Source organism: Streptomyces sp. NPDC007095, from assembly GCF_040634475.1.
GTDB lineage: Bacteria > Actinomycetota > Actinomycetes > Streptomycetales > Streptomycetaceae > Streptomyces.
On record NZ_JBEYFS010000272.1, the window covers coordinates 1 to 14,785 of the forward strand.

15 protein-coding genes are annotated in these 14,785 nt (G+C 71.5%); 2 read left to right on the forward strand and 13 right to left on the reverse strand.

Going from position 1 to position 14,785, the window contains the following annotated elements; all coding sequences use genetic code 11:
- The 4 genes from ABZ656_RS50260 to ABZ656_RS50275 all read right to left on the reverse strand — a co-directional run.
- Window positions 1-436: FAD:protein FMN transferase (locus ABZ656_RS50260; protein WP_360278327.1), on the reverse strand; the 436-nt coding region annotated here is incomplete at its 3' end.
- 41 nt (window positions 437-477) lie between these two features.
- A complete protein-coding gene (locus ABZ656_RS50265; RefSeq protein WP_360278330.1) occupies window positions 478-696 on the reverse strand; it encodes a hypothetical protein in 219 nt (72 codons plus the stop codon).
- A gap of 172 nt (window positions 697-868) precedes the next feature.
- Entirely contained in the window at window positions 869-2,272 is a 1,404-nt protein-coding gene (locus ABZ656_RS50270) for a HAMP domain-containing sensor histidine kinase (protein WP_360278333.1), read from the reverse strand.
- Window positions 2,269-2,955, reverse strand: a complete 687-nt coding sequence (locus tag ABZ656_RS50275; RefSeq protein ID WP_360278336.1) for a response regulator transcription factor — start codon at window positions 2,953-2,955, stop codon at window positions 2,269-2,271. Before ABZ656_RS50275 ends, ABZ656_RS50270 begins: the two co-directional genes overlap by 4 nt.
- 610 nt (window positions 2,956-3,565) lie before the next feature.
- Between ABZ656_RS50275 and ABZ656_RS50280 the strand changes: the two genes are divergently transcribed.
- Window positions 3,566-4,081 (forward strand): DUF2231 domain-containing protein, encoded by a 516-nt coding sequence (locus tag ABZ656_RS50280; protein WP_180361977.1) that lies wholly within the window; start codon window positions 3,566-3,568, stop codon window positions 4,079-4,081.
- 146 nt (window positions 4,082-4,227) lie between these two features.
- Here ABZ656_RS50280 and ABZ656_RS50285 read toward each other — a convergent pair whose 3' ends face one another.
- The gene (locus ABZ656_RS50285) at window positions 4,228-4,668 is read right to left on the reverse strand and encodes a hypothetical protein (protein WP_360278341.1); all 441 of its coding nucleotides are present in this window, start codon (window positions 4,666-4,668) and stop codon (window positions 4,228-4,230) included.
- A gap of 107 nt (window positions 4,669-4,775) precedes the next feature.
- The gene (locus tag ABZ656_RS50290) at window positions 4,776-6,224 is read right to left on the reverse strand and encodes a recombinase family protein (protein WP_360278344.1); all 1,449 of its coding nucleotides are present in this window, start codon (window positions 6,222-6,224) and stop codon (window positions 4,776-4,778) included.
- A 122-nt stretch (window positions 6,225-6,346) separates the two neighbouring features.
- Between ABZ656_RS50290 and ABZ656_RS50295 the strand changes: the two genes are divergently transcribed.
- Window positions 6,347-6,766 (forward strand): DUF3151 domain-containing protein, encoded by a 420-nt coding sequence (locus tag ABZ656_RS50295; RefSeq protein WP_101399490.1) that lies wholly within the window; start codon window positions 6,347-6,349, stop codon window positions 6,764-6,766.
- A gap of 275 nt (window positions 6,767-7,041) precedes the next feature.
- Here the strand turns inward: ABZ656_RS50295 and ABZ656_RS50300 are convergent, their stop codons facing one another.
- The 7 genes from ABZ656_RS50300 to ABZ656_RS50330 all read right to left on the reverse strand — a co-directional run bounded on the left by ABZ656_RS50300 (window position 7,042) and on the right by ABZ656_RS50330 (window position 14,480).
- Window positions 7,042-8,553, reverse strand: a complete 1,512-nt coding sequence (locus ABZ656_RS50300; protein ID WP_360278348.1) for an MFS transporter — start codon at window positions 8,551-8,553, stop codon at window positions 7,042-7,044.
- 83 nt (window positions 8,554-8,636) lie between these two features.
- A complete protein-coding gene (fbaA, locus tag ABZ656_RS50305) occupies window positions 8,637-9,659 on the reverse strand; it encodes a class II fructose-bisphosphate aldolase (protein ID WP_097285598.1) in 1,023 nt (340 codons plus the stop codon).
- Window positions 9,660-9,844: 185 nt separating this feature from the next.
- Entirely contained in the window at window positions 9,845-10,393 is a 549-nt protein-coding gene (gene pyrE / locus ABZ656_RS50310) for an orotate phosphoribosyltransferase (RefSeq protein WP_101399488.1), read from the reverse strand.
- 10 nt (window positions 10,394-10,403) lie between these two features.
- Complete coding sequence (locus ABZ656_RS50315) at window positions 10,404-11,192, reverse strand: aldose epimerase (RefSeq protein WP_101399486.1); 789 nt, start codon at window positions 11,190-11,192, stop codon at window positions 10,404-10,406.
- Between the two features lie 93 nt (window positions 11,193-11,285).
- On the reverse strand, window positions 11,286-12,092 hold the full coding sequence (locus tag ABZ656_RS50320) for an SRPBCC domain-containing protein (protein WP_101399484.1): 807 nt from the start codon (window positions 12,090-12,092) through the stop codon (window positions 11,286-11,288).
- A 68-nt stretch (window positions 12,093-12,160) separates the two neighbouring features.
- Window positions 12,161-13,804 (reverse strand): polyamine aminopropyltransferase, encoded by a 1,644-nt coding sequence (locus tag ABZ656_RS50325; protein WP_101399482.1) that lies wholly within the window; start codon window positions 13,802-13,804, stop codon window positions 12,161-12,163.
- A 154-nt stretch (window positions 13,805-13,958) separates the two neighbouring features.
- Complete coding sequence (locus ABZ656_RS50330) at window positions 13,959-14,480, reverse strand: DUF2617 family protein (protein ID WP_101399480.1); 522 nt, start codon at window positions 14,478-14,480, stop codon at window positions 13,959-13,961.
- Window positions 14,481-14,785: the final 305 nt, after the last annotated feature.

Consider the following 14,785-nt stretch of genomic DNA (forward strand, 5'->3'; position numbering starts at 1 on the left):
GGACACCCGTGTCGTGGACACCACCCTCGGCATTCGCGCCGTCACCCTCTACACCACCAAGCCGCACGGCAACTTCACGCTCGATCTGGGCGAGAGCCGGGCCCACCGTGGGGTCGACGGCACCGTCGGTGAGTTCGGCGGCGCGCAGGGCCGTCTCCACGGCCTCGGCTAGCACGGCGCTCACCGGTACGGGCCCGGTGCCCGCGGCGGAGTTGGCGCGGGACAGCTCGGAGTCGGGGCGGAACCGGCTGCACGCCGCGTCGACGGCGGCCAGCTCGGCCCGCAGGACCAGCAGTGCGTCCTGGGCGCGGGCCGGGTCCGCGGTGAGCAGAGCGGCTGTGGTGCCCAGCGCGGAGAAGACCGCGGCGGCGGGCTCCGGGTGGGCCGAGCGGGTGGTGGCGGTGCGAGCGGTTGGAGCCGGCAACTTGGTCTTCATGGTGTTTCCGGTTTGACCAGGGGTGCCCGCCGACGTGGCGCTCACGACGCACCCGACTGGGTCTGCGGCGCCTGCCCGGTCGGCGCGGGCGCCTGCCCGGCGGGCTGGAGGCCGCCGCTCGTGCCCGTACTGGTGCCGCTGCCTCGGTGGGCGGACCCTGCGGGCAGGGCGATGCCGGGGAGTGCGTGCGCGTACCCTGCGCCCAGTACGGCGGTGCCCGCGACGGCCGCGGCCGCCACCCAACGGGTCGTTTCGCTCACGCGCCTCAGCCCTCGTTCGCGGCGCCGGACGGCGTCATCCACGGATCGGTCGGCGGCTGCGGGCTGCTCGGGAAGAGGCATGGCTGAACTCCTCGCTAGGAGGCCGGTTGTCCCACTGACCAGGCTGCCCGGCGGCCCGTCGGGAACCGGTTCAGGAGTTCTTCAGAAGCGGTTAAGATCCCGCCCGCGGGCCGCGCGACGGCTCCTGCGACGGCAGCGCGGGAAGTTCCAGCAGGACGGTCAGCCCCCCGCCCGCCGTGTCCTGAAGCCGTACGGTGCCGCCGTTGGCGGTGACCAGCCGGTGCACGATGGCCAGCCCCAGGCCGCTATCGGACGCCTCGGGATTGCCGAACCTCCGGAAGGCCGCCTCGCGCGCCGCCGCGCTCATCCCAGGGCCGTCGTCCACCACCCGCAGCAGCACCCGCTCGCGCCTCCCCTCCCCCTCGAGACGTACGGCCGCGCCCTCACCCACCGCGTCCAGGGCATTGGCCACCAGGTTGTCGATCACCTGCTCCAGATCCCCCGCTCCCAAGTACGCCGTCAGCCCGGCGCCGCAGTGGCCGACGAGCGACACCCGCCGCTCCCGTGCCACCGGCTCCCATGCGGTGACCCGCTCGACCACCACCTGGTCCACCCGGACCGGAACCGGCCTGGGCACCGCGGTCTCCGCGCGGGCCACCGCGAGCAGCCCGTCCACCAGCCGGGACAGCCGGACGATCTCCTCCTGCGCGCCGGCGAACTCCGCCGCCGCGGCGTCGTCGGCGCCCGCCGCCAGCAGATCGAGCCGCAGCCGCAGCGCGGTCAACGGCGTGCGCAGCTGGTGCGAGACGTCGGCGACGACCGCCCGGTGGCCGTGGATCAGGGCCTCCATGCGTGCCGCCATGGTGTTGAAGGTCGAGGCGAGCCTGCGCACCTCCTGCGGCCCACGCCCGCCCGGCGCCCGTACGTCCAGCGCGCCCTCGCCGAGCCTCAGCGCGGCGGCGTCCACGGCCCGCAGCGGGCGCCCGACCCAGCGGGCCAGCGCCACCGACAACAGCACGCCCGCCAGCAGGCCGCCGGCGCCGATGAGCGCCAGCCGCCCCCACATCGCGCCGATCCGGTCGTTCATGCCCTCCGCCGACCGGGACAGCACCGCCACCCCGACCGGATGCGTGGTGTCGCCGATCGGCACCGCGACGACCAGCCGGTCGTCCCGCTCACGCGTGGCCGTCTCCGGGTGGACGAGCACTTGGTGCGCCAGGTCGCCCCAGTTGTCGGCGGCCTCATCGTCCTCATCGCCAACACCTGTTCGCCCGGGACACCCGGTGGCCGCCACGGTCCGCCCCGCCGCGTCGAAGACAGCGGCGCAGTCCCCTGCCCGCTCGGCCTGTTCCAGGAACCGTCGCATGGAGGCAGGGGAACGATGGTCCGACAGGTGTTCCTCGGCCGCGGCGGCGATCGTCCGGTTCGCCGCCTCGGTCGTGTCCCGAAAGGAAGTGCGCTCGCGCTGCGTCATGGACAGCCCCAGCGGCACCACCGCCAGTACCAGCAGCATGATGATCAGCGCCATGAAGGCCAGTGCGATACGGCGGGTCATCGCGCACCGAGGTTCGGGTCCTGGCCCGGCTCAGGTACGCCGAGGCGGAAGCCCCGGCCGTACACGGTCTCCACCAGCCCGGGTACGCCGAGCTTGCGGCGCAGCGCCGCGATGTGCACGTCCAGCACCTTGGTGGGGCCGTACCAGTGCGCGTCCCAGGCGCGTTCCAGGACCTCCTGCCGGGTGACCACCCGTCCCGGATCAGTGGCCAGACACTCCAGGATGTCGAACTCCTTCGGCGTGAGCGCGACTTCACGGTCACGGACGGTCACTTTGCGGGTCCGCAGGTCCACCGCGAGGGGGCCGTGCCGCAGCAGCTCGGCGTCGGACGGCTGGACACGGCGCAGCACGGCCCGGATCCGCGCCAGCAGCTCCGCCAGGCCGAACGGCTTGACCAGGTAGTCGTCGGCGCCCTCGTCGAGGGCCGCGACCCGGTCGGCTTCCTCCCCGCGCGCCGTCACCACGATGATCGCCGCACCGGAGCGGCTCCGCATCCGCCGACAGACCTCCACACCGTCCAGGTCGGGCAGACCCAGGTCCAGCAGCACCACATCGGGCTCCGGGACCGCCGTGAGCGCTTCCCGCCCGGTGTCGACGCTGCGCGCCTGGTAGCCGGCCCGCTCCAGGCCCAGCACCAGGGATGCGGCGATCCCCGGGTCGTCCTCGACCACCAGCACACGCACACCGACATCGTACGATTCCGCCACCCGCGCCCGGATGGGCCGACAGGCCCATCGCTGCGGACTGTGCGGCCCTGCCGTCCACGCCTGTGCGCGCGGTTGCACGGACACCCGGTGGACACTGCCGCGCCCGGCGGAGTGACATACCTGGAGAAGCCGGAGGACCGCTGCCGTGTCGCACATCGAAGACACCGGAGAGGGGCAGAGGCCGAAGGCCCGGGATGTCCGTCACCTGCTCGAACCGGCGCCGCCGGCCACGACGGCGGCCGCCCTGCTCGGCGGGGGAATCGCCTGGGCGGCCGGAAGCCGGGGCGTCGCCGACGCCTGGTGGGCCGCCGGCACGGTACCGGCCGCCACCGCGCGGACCAGTACCTGTGCGGAGATCGTCCGGCTGGAGCAGCTCCATTCCCTCCGCCTGCACTTCAGCCAGGAGGAGGAGAGCCACTTCTCACTCGCTCCCTCAGCCGTACCGCCTGGGACCCATGGGGTCAATGATCCCGATGGGGCTCAGAGGCAACTGAGAGGTCCCTGTGAAAAAGTGCCGCGGTTCCTCCGTGCCGACTGGGGATCCAGTCCACGCACGCACGGTCCGCCCCCCATGGAGAAGACCCTCATGAGTCTCACTGTTGTCAACGGACTACCCGCACACGTCCTGTTCGTGCACTTCGTCATCGTGCTCGTGCCTCTGAGCGCTCTCGCACTCGTGGTGTGCGCGGCCTGGCCCGGCGGCGCCCGGCGGCTCGGCCTGATGCTGCCCATCCTCGCGCTCGTGACGCTGGCGAGCGTGCCGGTGGCCACACACGCGGGAGAGTGGCTGGAAGAACACGTCGGCAGCGACCCGCTGGTGCGCAAGCACGCCGAACTCGGCGACGGCCTGCTGCCGTGGGCTCTCGGCCTCTTCCTGATCTCGGCCGTCGTCTGGTGGACGGCCCGCCGCTCGGCGCCCGCCGCGGACGGCACGACGGGTACCTCGTGGTCACCCCCGGTACTGCTTCGGGGCGCGGTCGTGGTGCTTTCCCTCGCCGTCGCGGTCGGTGCTGTGGTGGACGTCTACCGGATCGGCGACTCGGGCGCCAAGGCCGCCTGGCACGACAACTACTCCAAGACGGCCACGCAGCACGACGGCTGACGGACGAGGCCGGCGGTGGGCCCAGCTCCTCCAGATCGGCGATCGAGGCGCAGACCGGCTTCCGATCCGCTCCGCCGTGTGCCTCTCGGGGGCGCGGTACCGGATCAAGCCTGCGGTGTCCTTGCCGCTGCTGATCTTCGCGATCATCAGGCCGTCTTCTTGGTGACGGCCTGGTTCGCGGCCGTCGCGATGTGGCGGACGGCAGTGCCGACGACGGTCGGGGTGCGTTCGGCCCGGGCCAGGAGAGCGGTGTCCCCAGGGTGCGGACGGCCGCCGGAGTTGAGCTTCTCGGCGATCTGGTTGATGTCGGTGCCGATCTTGGCAACCTCGCCTCGGAGGGCGGTCAGCTCGTCGTCGTAGTCGTCGTAGTCGTCGTAGTCGTCGTAGTCGTCGAGCTCGGTGCGCCGGTCGGCAGGGCGCGGTCGCCGTGGATGTGGGACATGACGACGGCGCCGGCGGAGTGGGCGGCGGCGATGTTCAGCGATCGGGCCTTGGCGAGGATGTCGGCTTCTCGTCGACGCTGCAGCACGGCGGCGTCGGCAGCACGCGGCAGCGCGACCGGCGGGGTCGACGGGCTGTTCCCCCACGGGCGCCCCCTGGTGCCCGAGAGCCGCCGCCACCCCGGGGCGGAGGCCTGCCCGTCGGGGCCTTCCTCGCCGGGCCCCCAGCCGCCTTGGGGCCCGGCTTCCGTTTGTCATCTGAGCACCGGCTCGATGTCCGCCGGGTCGAAGATCGGCCCGTTGGAGGCGGGCTTGATGATGACCGCGCGGAAGACCTCGATGACGGCTGCGCGCTGCTGCTCGATCGTCAGCTCCTCCCACCGCTCCCGTATGTCGATGGGGCCGGCCGAAAAGGTCGCGGCCTCGGCGCGGTACAGGGCTCGCTCCCGGTGCAGCTCCGCGATCTGCTTCTCCAGGTCCTCGGTGAGGGCGATGTAGCGAGCGGCCGACATGCGCTTCTCCTGCCACGCTTGCTTGAACTCGGCCATATCCCTTTCCAGGGAGGCCAGTTGCTCCTTCTTGGTCCATTCCGGCGCGCGCTCACGGACGTTCGACAGCGCCTTGTCCGAGCTGAGGAACACGGCGTTCCTGATGAGGCGGTCGACCGGTTCGCCTGTCCTGGCCACTCCCCCGCATCCCCCGTCGTTCCTGCCGGGGCACGCGTACCTGAACCGCGATGACGTCTTCGACTTCCGGTACGACGGGAAGGCCCGCATCCTGGCGCCACACCTTCCACACCGGGCGATGCCCGACAGCAGGTACTTCGTGGCGTAGTCCCGTACGGCCCGTCCCTCCGACTCCCTCCGGACCTTCTCCGTGAGCAGGTACCAGTCGTCGGTGGCGATGATCGGCTCCCAGTCACCGACGACGGGCTCACCGCGCTCGTCCAGGAACAACTCGCCCCGGTGCATCCGGTAGCCGCAGATCCGCGGGTTCAGCAGCATCCGCTTGATCTTGGAGTCGTCGAAGAAACCGCCGCTGTGCGACCGGACCCCCTTGTCCCGCCACTCACGCGCGATCGACGCCCAGCGGATGCCGCCCAGGAAGTCCCTCCCCGCCTTGCGGAGGTTCTCGGCCTCTTCCGGCACCAGCGTCCTGCGGTCCTCGCGGTTCCACCCGTACGGTGCCCGGCCGCCGGGGAGCTTGCCCTGCGCCGCCAGTTCCAGGTGCTTGCGCTTCGTACGCCGCGAGGTGTCCGCCGAGGACTTATCGGCGATGGTGACCTTGATCCGCGCGACAAACCGGCCGTTCTCCGTGGACAGGTCCATGTCCGAGGCCGATACGGAGTCGAAGACAAGCCGGCGGTTGCGGCGCTCGGCCTCCTCGTACTCGTCGATCCACGCCTCCAGTTCGCGCGGCCGGCGCGTGAAGCGGTCGATCTCCCAAGGGACAACCCCGTCGATCCGCCCTGCCTTGAGGTCCTCCAGCATCTGCCGGAACTCCGGACGTACCGTCCTGGCCTTGTACGCGGAGAGATCGTTGTCCTCGTAGACCTTGGCGACCTCCCACCCCCGGGCAGCACAGTGCAGACGGCAGTCCTCCTCCTGCCGCGCGACGCCCAACCCCTCGGCCTCGTCGTCCTTGCTGATGCGGGTGTAGATGCCCACCTGTACGGCCCCGGAGGACCCCCGTCGTGCCTCCATGCGCCGGATCGTCGCACACCGCGAACGGTCACATCAACCGCCGTTCTCACCTCCACCCGGACCGGGTCTGATATTCCTCACGGACATCCCGAGTGCCCGTCCGCTAGTGGCAGACTGCTTCCATGACTACGCACAAGAACCTGCTCGGCGGCCCGGAGCCGACGTACCTGCCGGAGAACGAAGACGCGTACCGCCTGCTGGGCGAGGACTCCTTGTCGCCGGCCGAAGTCGCGGCGAAGCATCCGACGTTCTCGCTCGCCTGGGCGATGCTCGCCGACGACGCCTTCGAGGCGGGGCGAGTGGTCGAGTCGTACGCCTACGCGCGCACCGGCTATCACCGCGGTCTGGACGCGTTGCGCCGAGCAGGATGGAAGGGGCACGGCCCCATCCCCTGGAGCCACCGGGCCAATCGCGGGTTCCTGCGTTGCCTCGCCGGCCTCGCTCGCGCCGCCGGCGAGATCAACGAGAAGGACGAGACGGAGCGTTGCTGGCAGTTCCTCAAGGACAGCAGCGCCGAGGCGTACACCGAGCTGAAGCGGTAGTCACCGCAGCTGCCACGTGTGTGTCGCCGTCACTCAGACAGCGGCGGCGGCACAGAGCGCACGATTGCGTGTAGCACCGTTCTTCCCCAGGGCACCGGGCCGTGACCCTTCCATCTGTGCCGTAGCGGGGGAACCCGGGCCCCAACAGCCGCCCCCAGCCCCAAGGCCCCCCGGGACCCTGTCCCCGGACCCGGACCCGGACCCTGCTCCCGGTCCCCGGACCCTGCTCCCGGTCCCCGGACCCTGCTCCCGGTCCCTGTCCCCGCCTTCCGGTCTCACTGGGACGGGCGCGGGCGCGAAGGCTCCAGTGGTGGGGCCGTCACACAGCCGTGCGTGCGGCACTGGGGGCGTCGGCAGTCGGGGGCCGGGCGGCGTACGGTCGTGAAGGCCAGCACCGCCCCGACGACCAGCACCCCGGCGCACAGTGGCATCGCACGCCGGAAGGCGGCGTCGAAGGCGTCCGCCGAGCGGTACGCCTCCGGGCCCATCCCGGCCAGCAGCGGCAGCGCGGCCACCGCGATCAGTCCCGCAGCCCGGGCCGCCGCGTTGTTGATCCCGCTGGCCAGGCCCGCCCGCCCGGAGTCCACGGAGGCGAGCACGGTCGCGGTCAGGGGCGCGACCAGGGTCACCATGCCCGCGCCCATCACCACCAGCGCGGGAAGCACATCCCCGAGGTACGAGGCGTGCGGGCCCACCCGCAGCATGAGCAGCATGCCCGTCGCACACAGCAGCGGGCCGACGGTGAGCGGGATGCGCGGGCCGATGCGCTGGGCGAGTTCGCCGGAGCGGGCGGAGAAGAGCAGCATCAGGACGGTCGTGGGCAGCAGTGCCGTACCGGCGCCCAGGGCCGAGTAGCCCGCCACGACCTGGAGCTGGAGCGCGGTCAGGAAGAAGAAGCCGCCGAAGGCCGCGTACACGCACAGCGTGACGAGGTTGACGGCCGTGAACTGCCGCGACGAGAAGATGTCCGGCGGCATCATTGGGTCGGGGCGGCGCCGCTCGACGTACACGAAGGCGACGCCGGCCGCCACGCCCCCGGCCGCCGACACCCAGACCAGTACGGAACCGCTCGTGGCCTCGATCAGGGCGTACGTCACCAGGGCGAGCGCCAGGGCGCCCAGGACGGCGCCCAGGACGTCGAAGCCCCGGCCGTGCGCACGGCCGTCGGACGACTCGGGGACGTGGCGCACGGCGATGGGGGCGCAGATCAGCGCCACCGGAACGTTGATCAGGAAGACCCAGCGCCAGCCTGGACCGTCCACCAGCCAGCCGCCCAGGAACGGGCCGACCGCCGCACCGACGCCGCCGAAGCCCGACCACAGGCCGACGGCCCTGGCCCGGTCGTCCGGGTGGAAGGACGCCTGGATGATCGCGAGCGAACCGGGGGTGAGCAGTGCGCCGCCGATTCCCTGCAGGGCGCGGGCCGCGATCAGTATGCCCCCGGTCGGCGCGAGGCCGCACAGCAGCGAGGCGGAGGCGAACCACACCACGCCGAGGACGAAGATCCTGCGCCGTCCGAAGCGGTCGCCGAGTGACCCGCCGAGCAGGATCAGGCCCGCGAGGGTCAACATGTACGCGTTCACGGTCCACTGGAGTGCCGCGAGGCCCGTGCCCAGGTCACGGCCGATCGTGGGCAGCGCGACGTTGACGACCGTCGAGTCCAGCATGGCCATGCTGGAGCCGAGGACGGTGGTCAGCAGGATCCACTTGCCGGTGGAGCTGGAGATCCGCGCGTCGGGACCCGGTCCGGTTCCCTCGCCCGATGTCTTCTGCAAAGGCGCAGCCATACTTCGGAGCATACGGAAGGGCCCGGCACCGTGGGGTGCCGGGCCCTTTCTCGTACGGCACGGACCGGGGAGAACCCGGGTGACTACTTGAGCTTGTTGCCCGCGGAGCGCAGCATCTCGCACGCCTCGGTGACGCGCCCCGCCATGCCCGCCTCGGCGAGCTTGCCCCAGGTGCGCGGGTCGTAGGTCTTCTTGGAGCCGACCTCGCCGTCGACCTTCAGGACACCGTCGTAGTTCTTGAACATGTGGTCCGCGACCGGACGCGTGAAGGCGTACTGGGTGTCGGTGTCGAGGTTCATCTTCACGACGCCGTTCTCCAGCGCGGTGGCGATCTCCTCGGCCGTGGAGCCGGAGCCGCCGTGGAAGACGAAGTCGAACGGGGACGGCTTGCCGTACTTGGCGGCGACGCCGTCGTTCAGCTCCTTCAGGAGGTCGGGGCGCAGGACGACGTTGCCCGGCTTGTAGACGCCGTGCACGTTGCCGAAGGACGCGGCCAGCAGGTAGCGGCCCTTCTCGCCCAGGCCGAGGGCCTCGGCGGTGCGCAGCGCGTCGTCGACGGTGGTGTAGAGGGAGTCGTTGATCTCGTGGCTGACGCCGTCCTCCTCACCACCGGTCGGGGTGATCTCGACCTCGAGGATGATCTTCGCGGCGGCGGCCTTGGCGAGCAGCTCCTGGGCGATGGCCAGGTTGTCGGCGAGGGTCTCGGCGGAGCCGTCCCACATGTGCGACTGGAACAGCGGGTTCTCGCCCTTGGCGACGCGCTCGGCGGAGATGTCGAGCAGCGGACGGACGTACGTGTCCAGTTTGTCCTTGGGGCAGTGGTCCGTGTGCAGCGCGACGGTGATGTCGTACTTGGCGGCGACGATGTGCGCGAACTCGGCGAGCGCGACGGCGCCGATCACCATGTCCTTCTTGTGCTGGCCGCCGAGGAACTCCGCACCACCGGTGGACATCTGGATGATGCCGTCGCTCTCCGCCTCCGCGAAGCCGCGCAGTGCAGCGTGCAGGGTCTGGGAGGAGGTCACGTTGATGGCCGGGTAGGCGAACTTGCCTGCCTTCGCCCGGTCGAGCATCTCGTTGTAGACCTCGGGGGTTGCGATGGGCATCTGTCCGCTCCTTGTATGTGCGGGTCTGCGTACCGCTGCTGCGGCACGACGGGACTGGTGCTTACGGCCCTGACCTAGGGGGGCGACGTCATCGTCGGCCCCATCTTTCCAGACTTGGCCGGATGCTCCAGACACCCTGTCCGGGATACGGGACCCCGAGTTTCTGCGGGGTCCCGTGCCGGGCCCTAGTCCAGGCCGAGATCCGTCTTGGAGTAGACGAAGAGGTACGGCACTCCGGCCTTCTCCGCGACGGCCTCGGCGGCACCGGTGTCCCGGTCCACGATCGTGGCCACGGCGACGACCTCGGCACCGGCTTCGCGCAGCGCCTCCACCGCGGTCAGCACCGAGCCACCGGTGGTGGAGGTGTCCTCGACCGCCAGGACACGGCGCCCCTTGACCTCGGCACCCTCGATGCGACGCTGGAGGCCGTGGGCCTTGCCGGCCTTGCGCACGACAAAGGCGTCCAGCGTCTTCCCGCGCGCGGCGGAGGCGTGCAGCATCGAGGTCGCGACCGGGTCCGCTCCGAGGGTCAGACCGCCGACGGCCTCGTAGTCGAGTTCGTCGGTCAGGTCGAGCATGACCTGACCGACGAGCGGCGCGGCCACACCGTCGAGCGTGATCCGGCGAAGGTCGATGTAGTAGTCGGCTTCCTTGCCCGACGAGAGGGTCACCTTGCCGTGCACCACGGCCTTGTCCTTGATCTGCTGCAGCAGCGCGCCGCGTACGTCACTCATGTCCGCCAGCTTAGAGGCGCCGCCAGCTCCAGGTCATGGTCGCCTCCAGGGGGTCGATGGGGGTGACCAGGCGCGGGTGGGTGTTCAGCCCGTTGGGCGGGCCGGTCTGCGGTTCGACGCACACGGCGGCCTCCTGCTCGTCGTACACCACCACCCACTCCTCCCTGCTGGCCACCTTCAGCTCCAGCTGCCCCGGCCAGGTGAGCGTGACGTCGACGCCGTCGGGCATGCCGAAGCAGTCGTCCCAGGGGCTGGGCTTCGGCTCGATGCGGTGGCCGGTGGGCAGGTGATCCTCGCCGCGTTCCTCCTGCCAGGCCGGGGTGAAGTCGACCTGGACGTCTTCTTGGCCCAGGCTCCTGTTGAACCACGGGTGCCAGCCGATCTGGGCGGGGAACGAGTCCTCGTACGTCTCCACGGACATCGTGACCGTGAAGGCGTCCTCGGTCAGGGTGAAGAGCTGGGTGACGCGGCCGGGGTGGGGCCAGGGGGCCACGAGGTCGTACGTGATCACGGCCTCGGACTTGCTGGTGCGGGCGGTGCGCCAGGCGCCGTCCCGGGCGGTGCCGTGGATGGCGTGCGGTGGGGCGTTGAGCGGCATCTGCTGGACCGTGGCGCCGTCCAGGAAGCGGCCGTCGCGGATTCTCCCGCACCACGGGACCATCGGGAAGCAGCCGAACTTCTGCCCCTGTCGCAGTAGTTCGGCGTCGCCGATTCGTAGACTGCCGATCCGTCCGCCGTTGCCCGGTGTGACGGTCACTTCCGCGTCGCCCGCGGTCAGCGTGATGTCTTCGTTACTCACGGAGTTGACCCTACTGGGCCGGATTCCCCACTCGGCCCCCACCGCCACTCACCGCCCCATGCGGCTGCGGGTGAGTGGGGGCCGGTGCTGTGGTCAGCGGCGTTTGCGCAGGGCTCGGGTGACGGCGATGGCCGAGGCCAGGGCGACGGCCGCGGCGGGGGCCGCCCAGCGGAGCGTGGCGCGGCCGACGGCGGTCTCCGGTGCCGGGACGGGGGCGTAGCGGCCACGCGGCGGGGCGTGGTCCACCTCCTCCGCGCTGCGGCCGATCATCGTCCGTCGCGCATGCGCCGCCTCTGCCACGGCATCCTCCCTGTTCACACGGCTCGGGGTGGGCGGGGCCGGTTCCTCCTCCTCGAAGAGGGCGGAGGGCTCGGCCTCCGGGGCGGGCTCGATCTCCGCTTCCGGCTCGACCTCCGGCTCCGGCTTCTTCGGCTCGGTCTCCCGTTGCGGCTCCCCTTCGGCCGTGCCCGGTGGCGTCTGAGTCACCTCCGCCAAGTTCTCGACGAACCGGTTCAGCAGGCGGCCCGTGGTCGCGGACACCGCGTCCGGGGGGAGATCCGCCACGCGGCCGTCCGCTGTGGTGGTTCCGGTGATGGTGACGGTCGTGCCGCCGTCGGAGGGGGAGAGGGTGAGAACGAGGGCGAGTTTCACGGTGCCGGGGCCGCGCGCCTCGGTGGCGTCGCCATCGACGGCGTACGAACCGTCCTCCCGGGCGGTGACCCGGACCGTCCCCCGGTACGTGATGGTGTGGCCGCCGACGCGGACTTTCAGGCGCCCGGAGACGGGCGGCGTCCCGGCGTCCTGCTGGAGTCCGGGGACCGCCCGGGCCACCCGTACGGGATCGGCCAGCGCCTCCCTCAGCCGCTCGGCCTGAACCGGAACGAACACCTCATGCTCCATGTCGGCCGAGCCTACCCAGGACGGCCCGCACCGCACCCTCGTATCCGGGGATTCGTCCGTCCGCCGTCTCAGTCGGCGTAGCGCGGATGGACCAGTGTGGAGGGCGCCAGGCCGCTGACGCGGGTACGCCACGCGGCGTGCGCGTCGGCGGTGAGTGACGGCTGTGTGAGCGTACGCAGGCGTGGGCCGTGCGGGTCGAGGCGCGGGGGCGTGCCCCTGACGGAGGCCAGGATGAAGCCCCAGTCGCGAGGAGCGCTCGACGCGCCCGCCGTGCGGTCGGGGCCGGCCGCGAAACCGGAGTCCCGGCCGCCGACGCAGTAGGGGGTGGTGCGCAGGCCGGCCGCCCGGAGTGTGGACTCGACGGTCCAGAAGACGCGGGGGCGGGAGGAGACGGGGCCCGCGTGGACGGCCAGGCGGCCGCCGGGGGCGAGGACGCGGCGCGCCAGGCCGTAGAACTCCTGCGAGTACAGCTTGGTGCTCGCCGTGATCCCGGGGTCGGGCAGGTCCGAGATGACCACGTCGTACGTCGACTCGGCCCCGCGCAGCCAGCCGAAGGCGTCGGCGGTGAACACGTGCACGCGCCGGTCGCCGAACGCGTGAGCGTTGAGCGCCGACAGGGCCGGGTCGGTACGCGCCAACCGCACCACCCCCGGGTCGAGTTCGACCACGTCGACGCGGCGCACGCCCGGGTCGCGCAGCACCTCGCGGGTGGCGAGTCCGTCGCCGCCGCCGAGGACGAGCACGCGCGCGTGGGGACCGTTCATCGCGGGGTGGACCAGCGCCTCGTGGTAACGGTGCTCGTCGCGGCCGCTGACCCGCAGGCGTCCGTCGAGGAAGAGGTCGAGCGGACGGCCGTGCGTGCCGCCGGTGAGCACGATCTCCTGCACGCCGGTCTGCAGGGCGACCCGTACGTCCTTGCCGTACACGGCGCGCCGGGCCGCGCGTTCGAAGTCGTCGACGTGGGCGGCGGCCGCGGCGAGCAGGGCGAGGACCAGGACGTTGGCGATGAGCAGGAACCAGCGTCCGCGTCGGCTCAAGTCCCCGCGGAACAGGCCCAGTACGAGGGCTCCGCCGGCCAGCGCGTTCACGGTTCCGGTGAGCAGCGCGCCCTCCAGTTGCCCGAGGAGGGGGAGCAGGAGGAAGGGGAAGGCGAGGCCGCCGACGAGGGCGCCGACGTAGTCCGCCGCGAAGAGGTCCGCCACCGCACCGCCCGGGTCCTGGCGGCGGATGCGCTGTATCAGCTCCATGAGGAGGGGGACTTCGGCGCCGATGAGGAGGCCGATGGCGAGGGAGAAGGCCGCCAGGAGATAGCGCGAGCCGCTCGTCCAGACCCCGCCCCAGTCGCCGGTCCACGCGAACACCGCGTACAGGGCCATCGCGCTGCAGCCGCCTACCAGCGCGAGCGCCGCCTCGACCGCGCCGAAGCCGGCCGCGGCGCGGGGGCGCAGGCGTTTCGCGGCGAGGGAGCCGATGCCCATGGCGAAGACCATCACGGAGAGGACCACGGAGGCCTGGGTGACCGAGTCGCCGATCAGGTACGAGGCGAGGGCGACGAGTTCGAGTTCGTACACGAGTCCACAGGCCGCGCAGACGAACACGCCCGCGAGGACCAGGAACCGCCCGATGCCCGGGCGGACGGGCAGCCGCGCCTGGCCCTGGACGCCCCAGGGCGGCGGCGCGCCGGGGGGAGCAGGCGCGTGCGGTTCGATCACGCGTGGAACGCTACGTCACGCCACCACGACGCTTCGTCACCCACACGTGTGGAAGTGCCGCCCCGAGGTGTGGCGTCCGGCGCTGATGACGAGTTCCTCGGCAGCCGAAGCGGCAGGCGAAACGCAGGCGAAACGGCAGCCGAAACACCACCCCTCACAGCACCCCCGCCGTCACCCGTACCCCCACCCTCGTGCGCGTCGCCACCAGCTGGCCGTCCTGCGGGTAGGCGTGCCACGTACGCCAGTGGACCTGCCCCTCGTGGCGCTGGGCGAGCAGCGCGGTGAAGGCGTGCGGGCTGCCGGGGAAGACGCCGGCGAGTCCGTTGGGGTGGTCGGAGACCAGGGCCAGCAACTCCTGCGCCCGCCCCGCGAAGGACCCGCAGGAGAGCGTCTCGACGCGCGCCGCGAACTCGTACTCCCAGTCGCCGACCCGCTTGGCCACCCCGAGCGGAAGCGGCGTGCTGCTGCCGGCGATGCACGCGACGGTTTCCGAACAGCTGCCCCGCTCCTCCTCCAGGAGGACCTGGTGGGACGCGCCGAGGAGCCGCAACTGCAGTCTCGCCCCGTCGAGTTCGAGGTCGAGAGTGGCGAGCGCGGGGAGCGGTTCGCGCCCCAGGGCCCAAGCCAGGTCGGCCGCGCGCGTGTCGGTGTACGAGGTGTTCAGGGTCGTGAGCATGGGTCGGCTCCGCTAGCACGCAAAAAGGGAGGTGGGGATCCGGCGCACCCGGTCGGTACCTCGGTAACGGGGGATCGGCCCGGTCAGCCCGGTCTGCCCTGTGGGGAAGGGACGATCCGAGGGCTGCTTCGGTGGTTTAGAGGGAATCATGAACTGTGGTGACGCCACAGCGTTTTTACCCAACTTCGTAGGGTTTCCATCCCTCCGAGGGCTCCACAGTTCAACTGTTCAACCACGGCGCGCGCCGGGCGCGCGCCGCAGGCCAAGCGTTCAAACACGTCCGTTCTCCTTTGCGTTCTTACGGT

Excerpts from the sequence above, each read along its gene's own strand:
- ABZ656_RS50270 (WP_360278333.1), bottom strand. The coding sequence starts at position 2,272 with ATGACCCGCCGTATCGCACTGGCCTTCATGGCGCTGATCATCATGCTG.
- ABZ656_RS50280 (WP_180361977.1), top strand. The coding sequence starts at position 3,566 with ATGAGTCTCACTGTTGTCAACGGACTACCCGCACACGTCCTGTTCGTG.
- ABZ656_RS50290 (WP_360278344.1), bottom strand. The coding sequence starts at position 6,224 with ATGGAGGCACGACGGGGGTCCTCCGGGGCCGTACAGGTGGGCATCTAC.
- ABZ656_RS50295 (WP_101399490.1), top strand. The coding sequence starts at position 6,347 with ATGACTACGCACAAGAACCTGCTCGGCGGCCCGGAGCCGACGTACCTG.
- ABZ656_RS50300 (WP_360278348.1), bottom strand. The coding sequence starts at position 8,553 with ATGGCTGCGCCTTTGCAGAAGACATCGGGCGAGGGAACCGGACCGGGT.
- fbaA (WP_097285598.1), bottom strand. The coding sequence starts at position 9,659 with ATGCCCATCGCAACCCCCGAGGTCTACAACGAGATGCTCGACCGGGCG.
- pyrE (WP_101399488.1), bottom strand. The coding sequence starts at position 10,393 with ATGAGTGACGTACGCGGCGCGCTGCTGCAGCAGATCAAGGACAAGGCC.
- ABZ656_RS50320 (WP_101399484.1), bottom strand. The coding sequence starts at position 12,092 with ATGGAGCATGAGGTGTTCGTTCCGGTTCAGGCCGAGCGGCTGAGGGAG.
- ABZ656_RS50330 (WP_101399480.1), bottom strand. The coding sequence starts at position 14,480 with ATGCTCACGACCCTGAACACCTCGTACACCGACACGCGCGCGGCCGAC.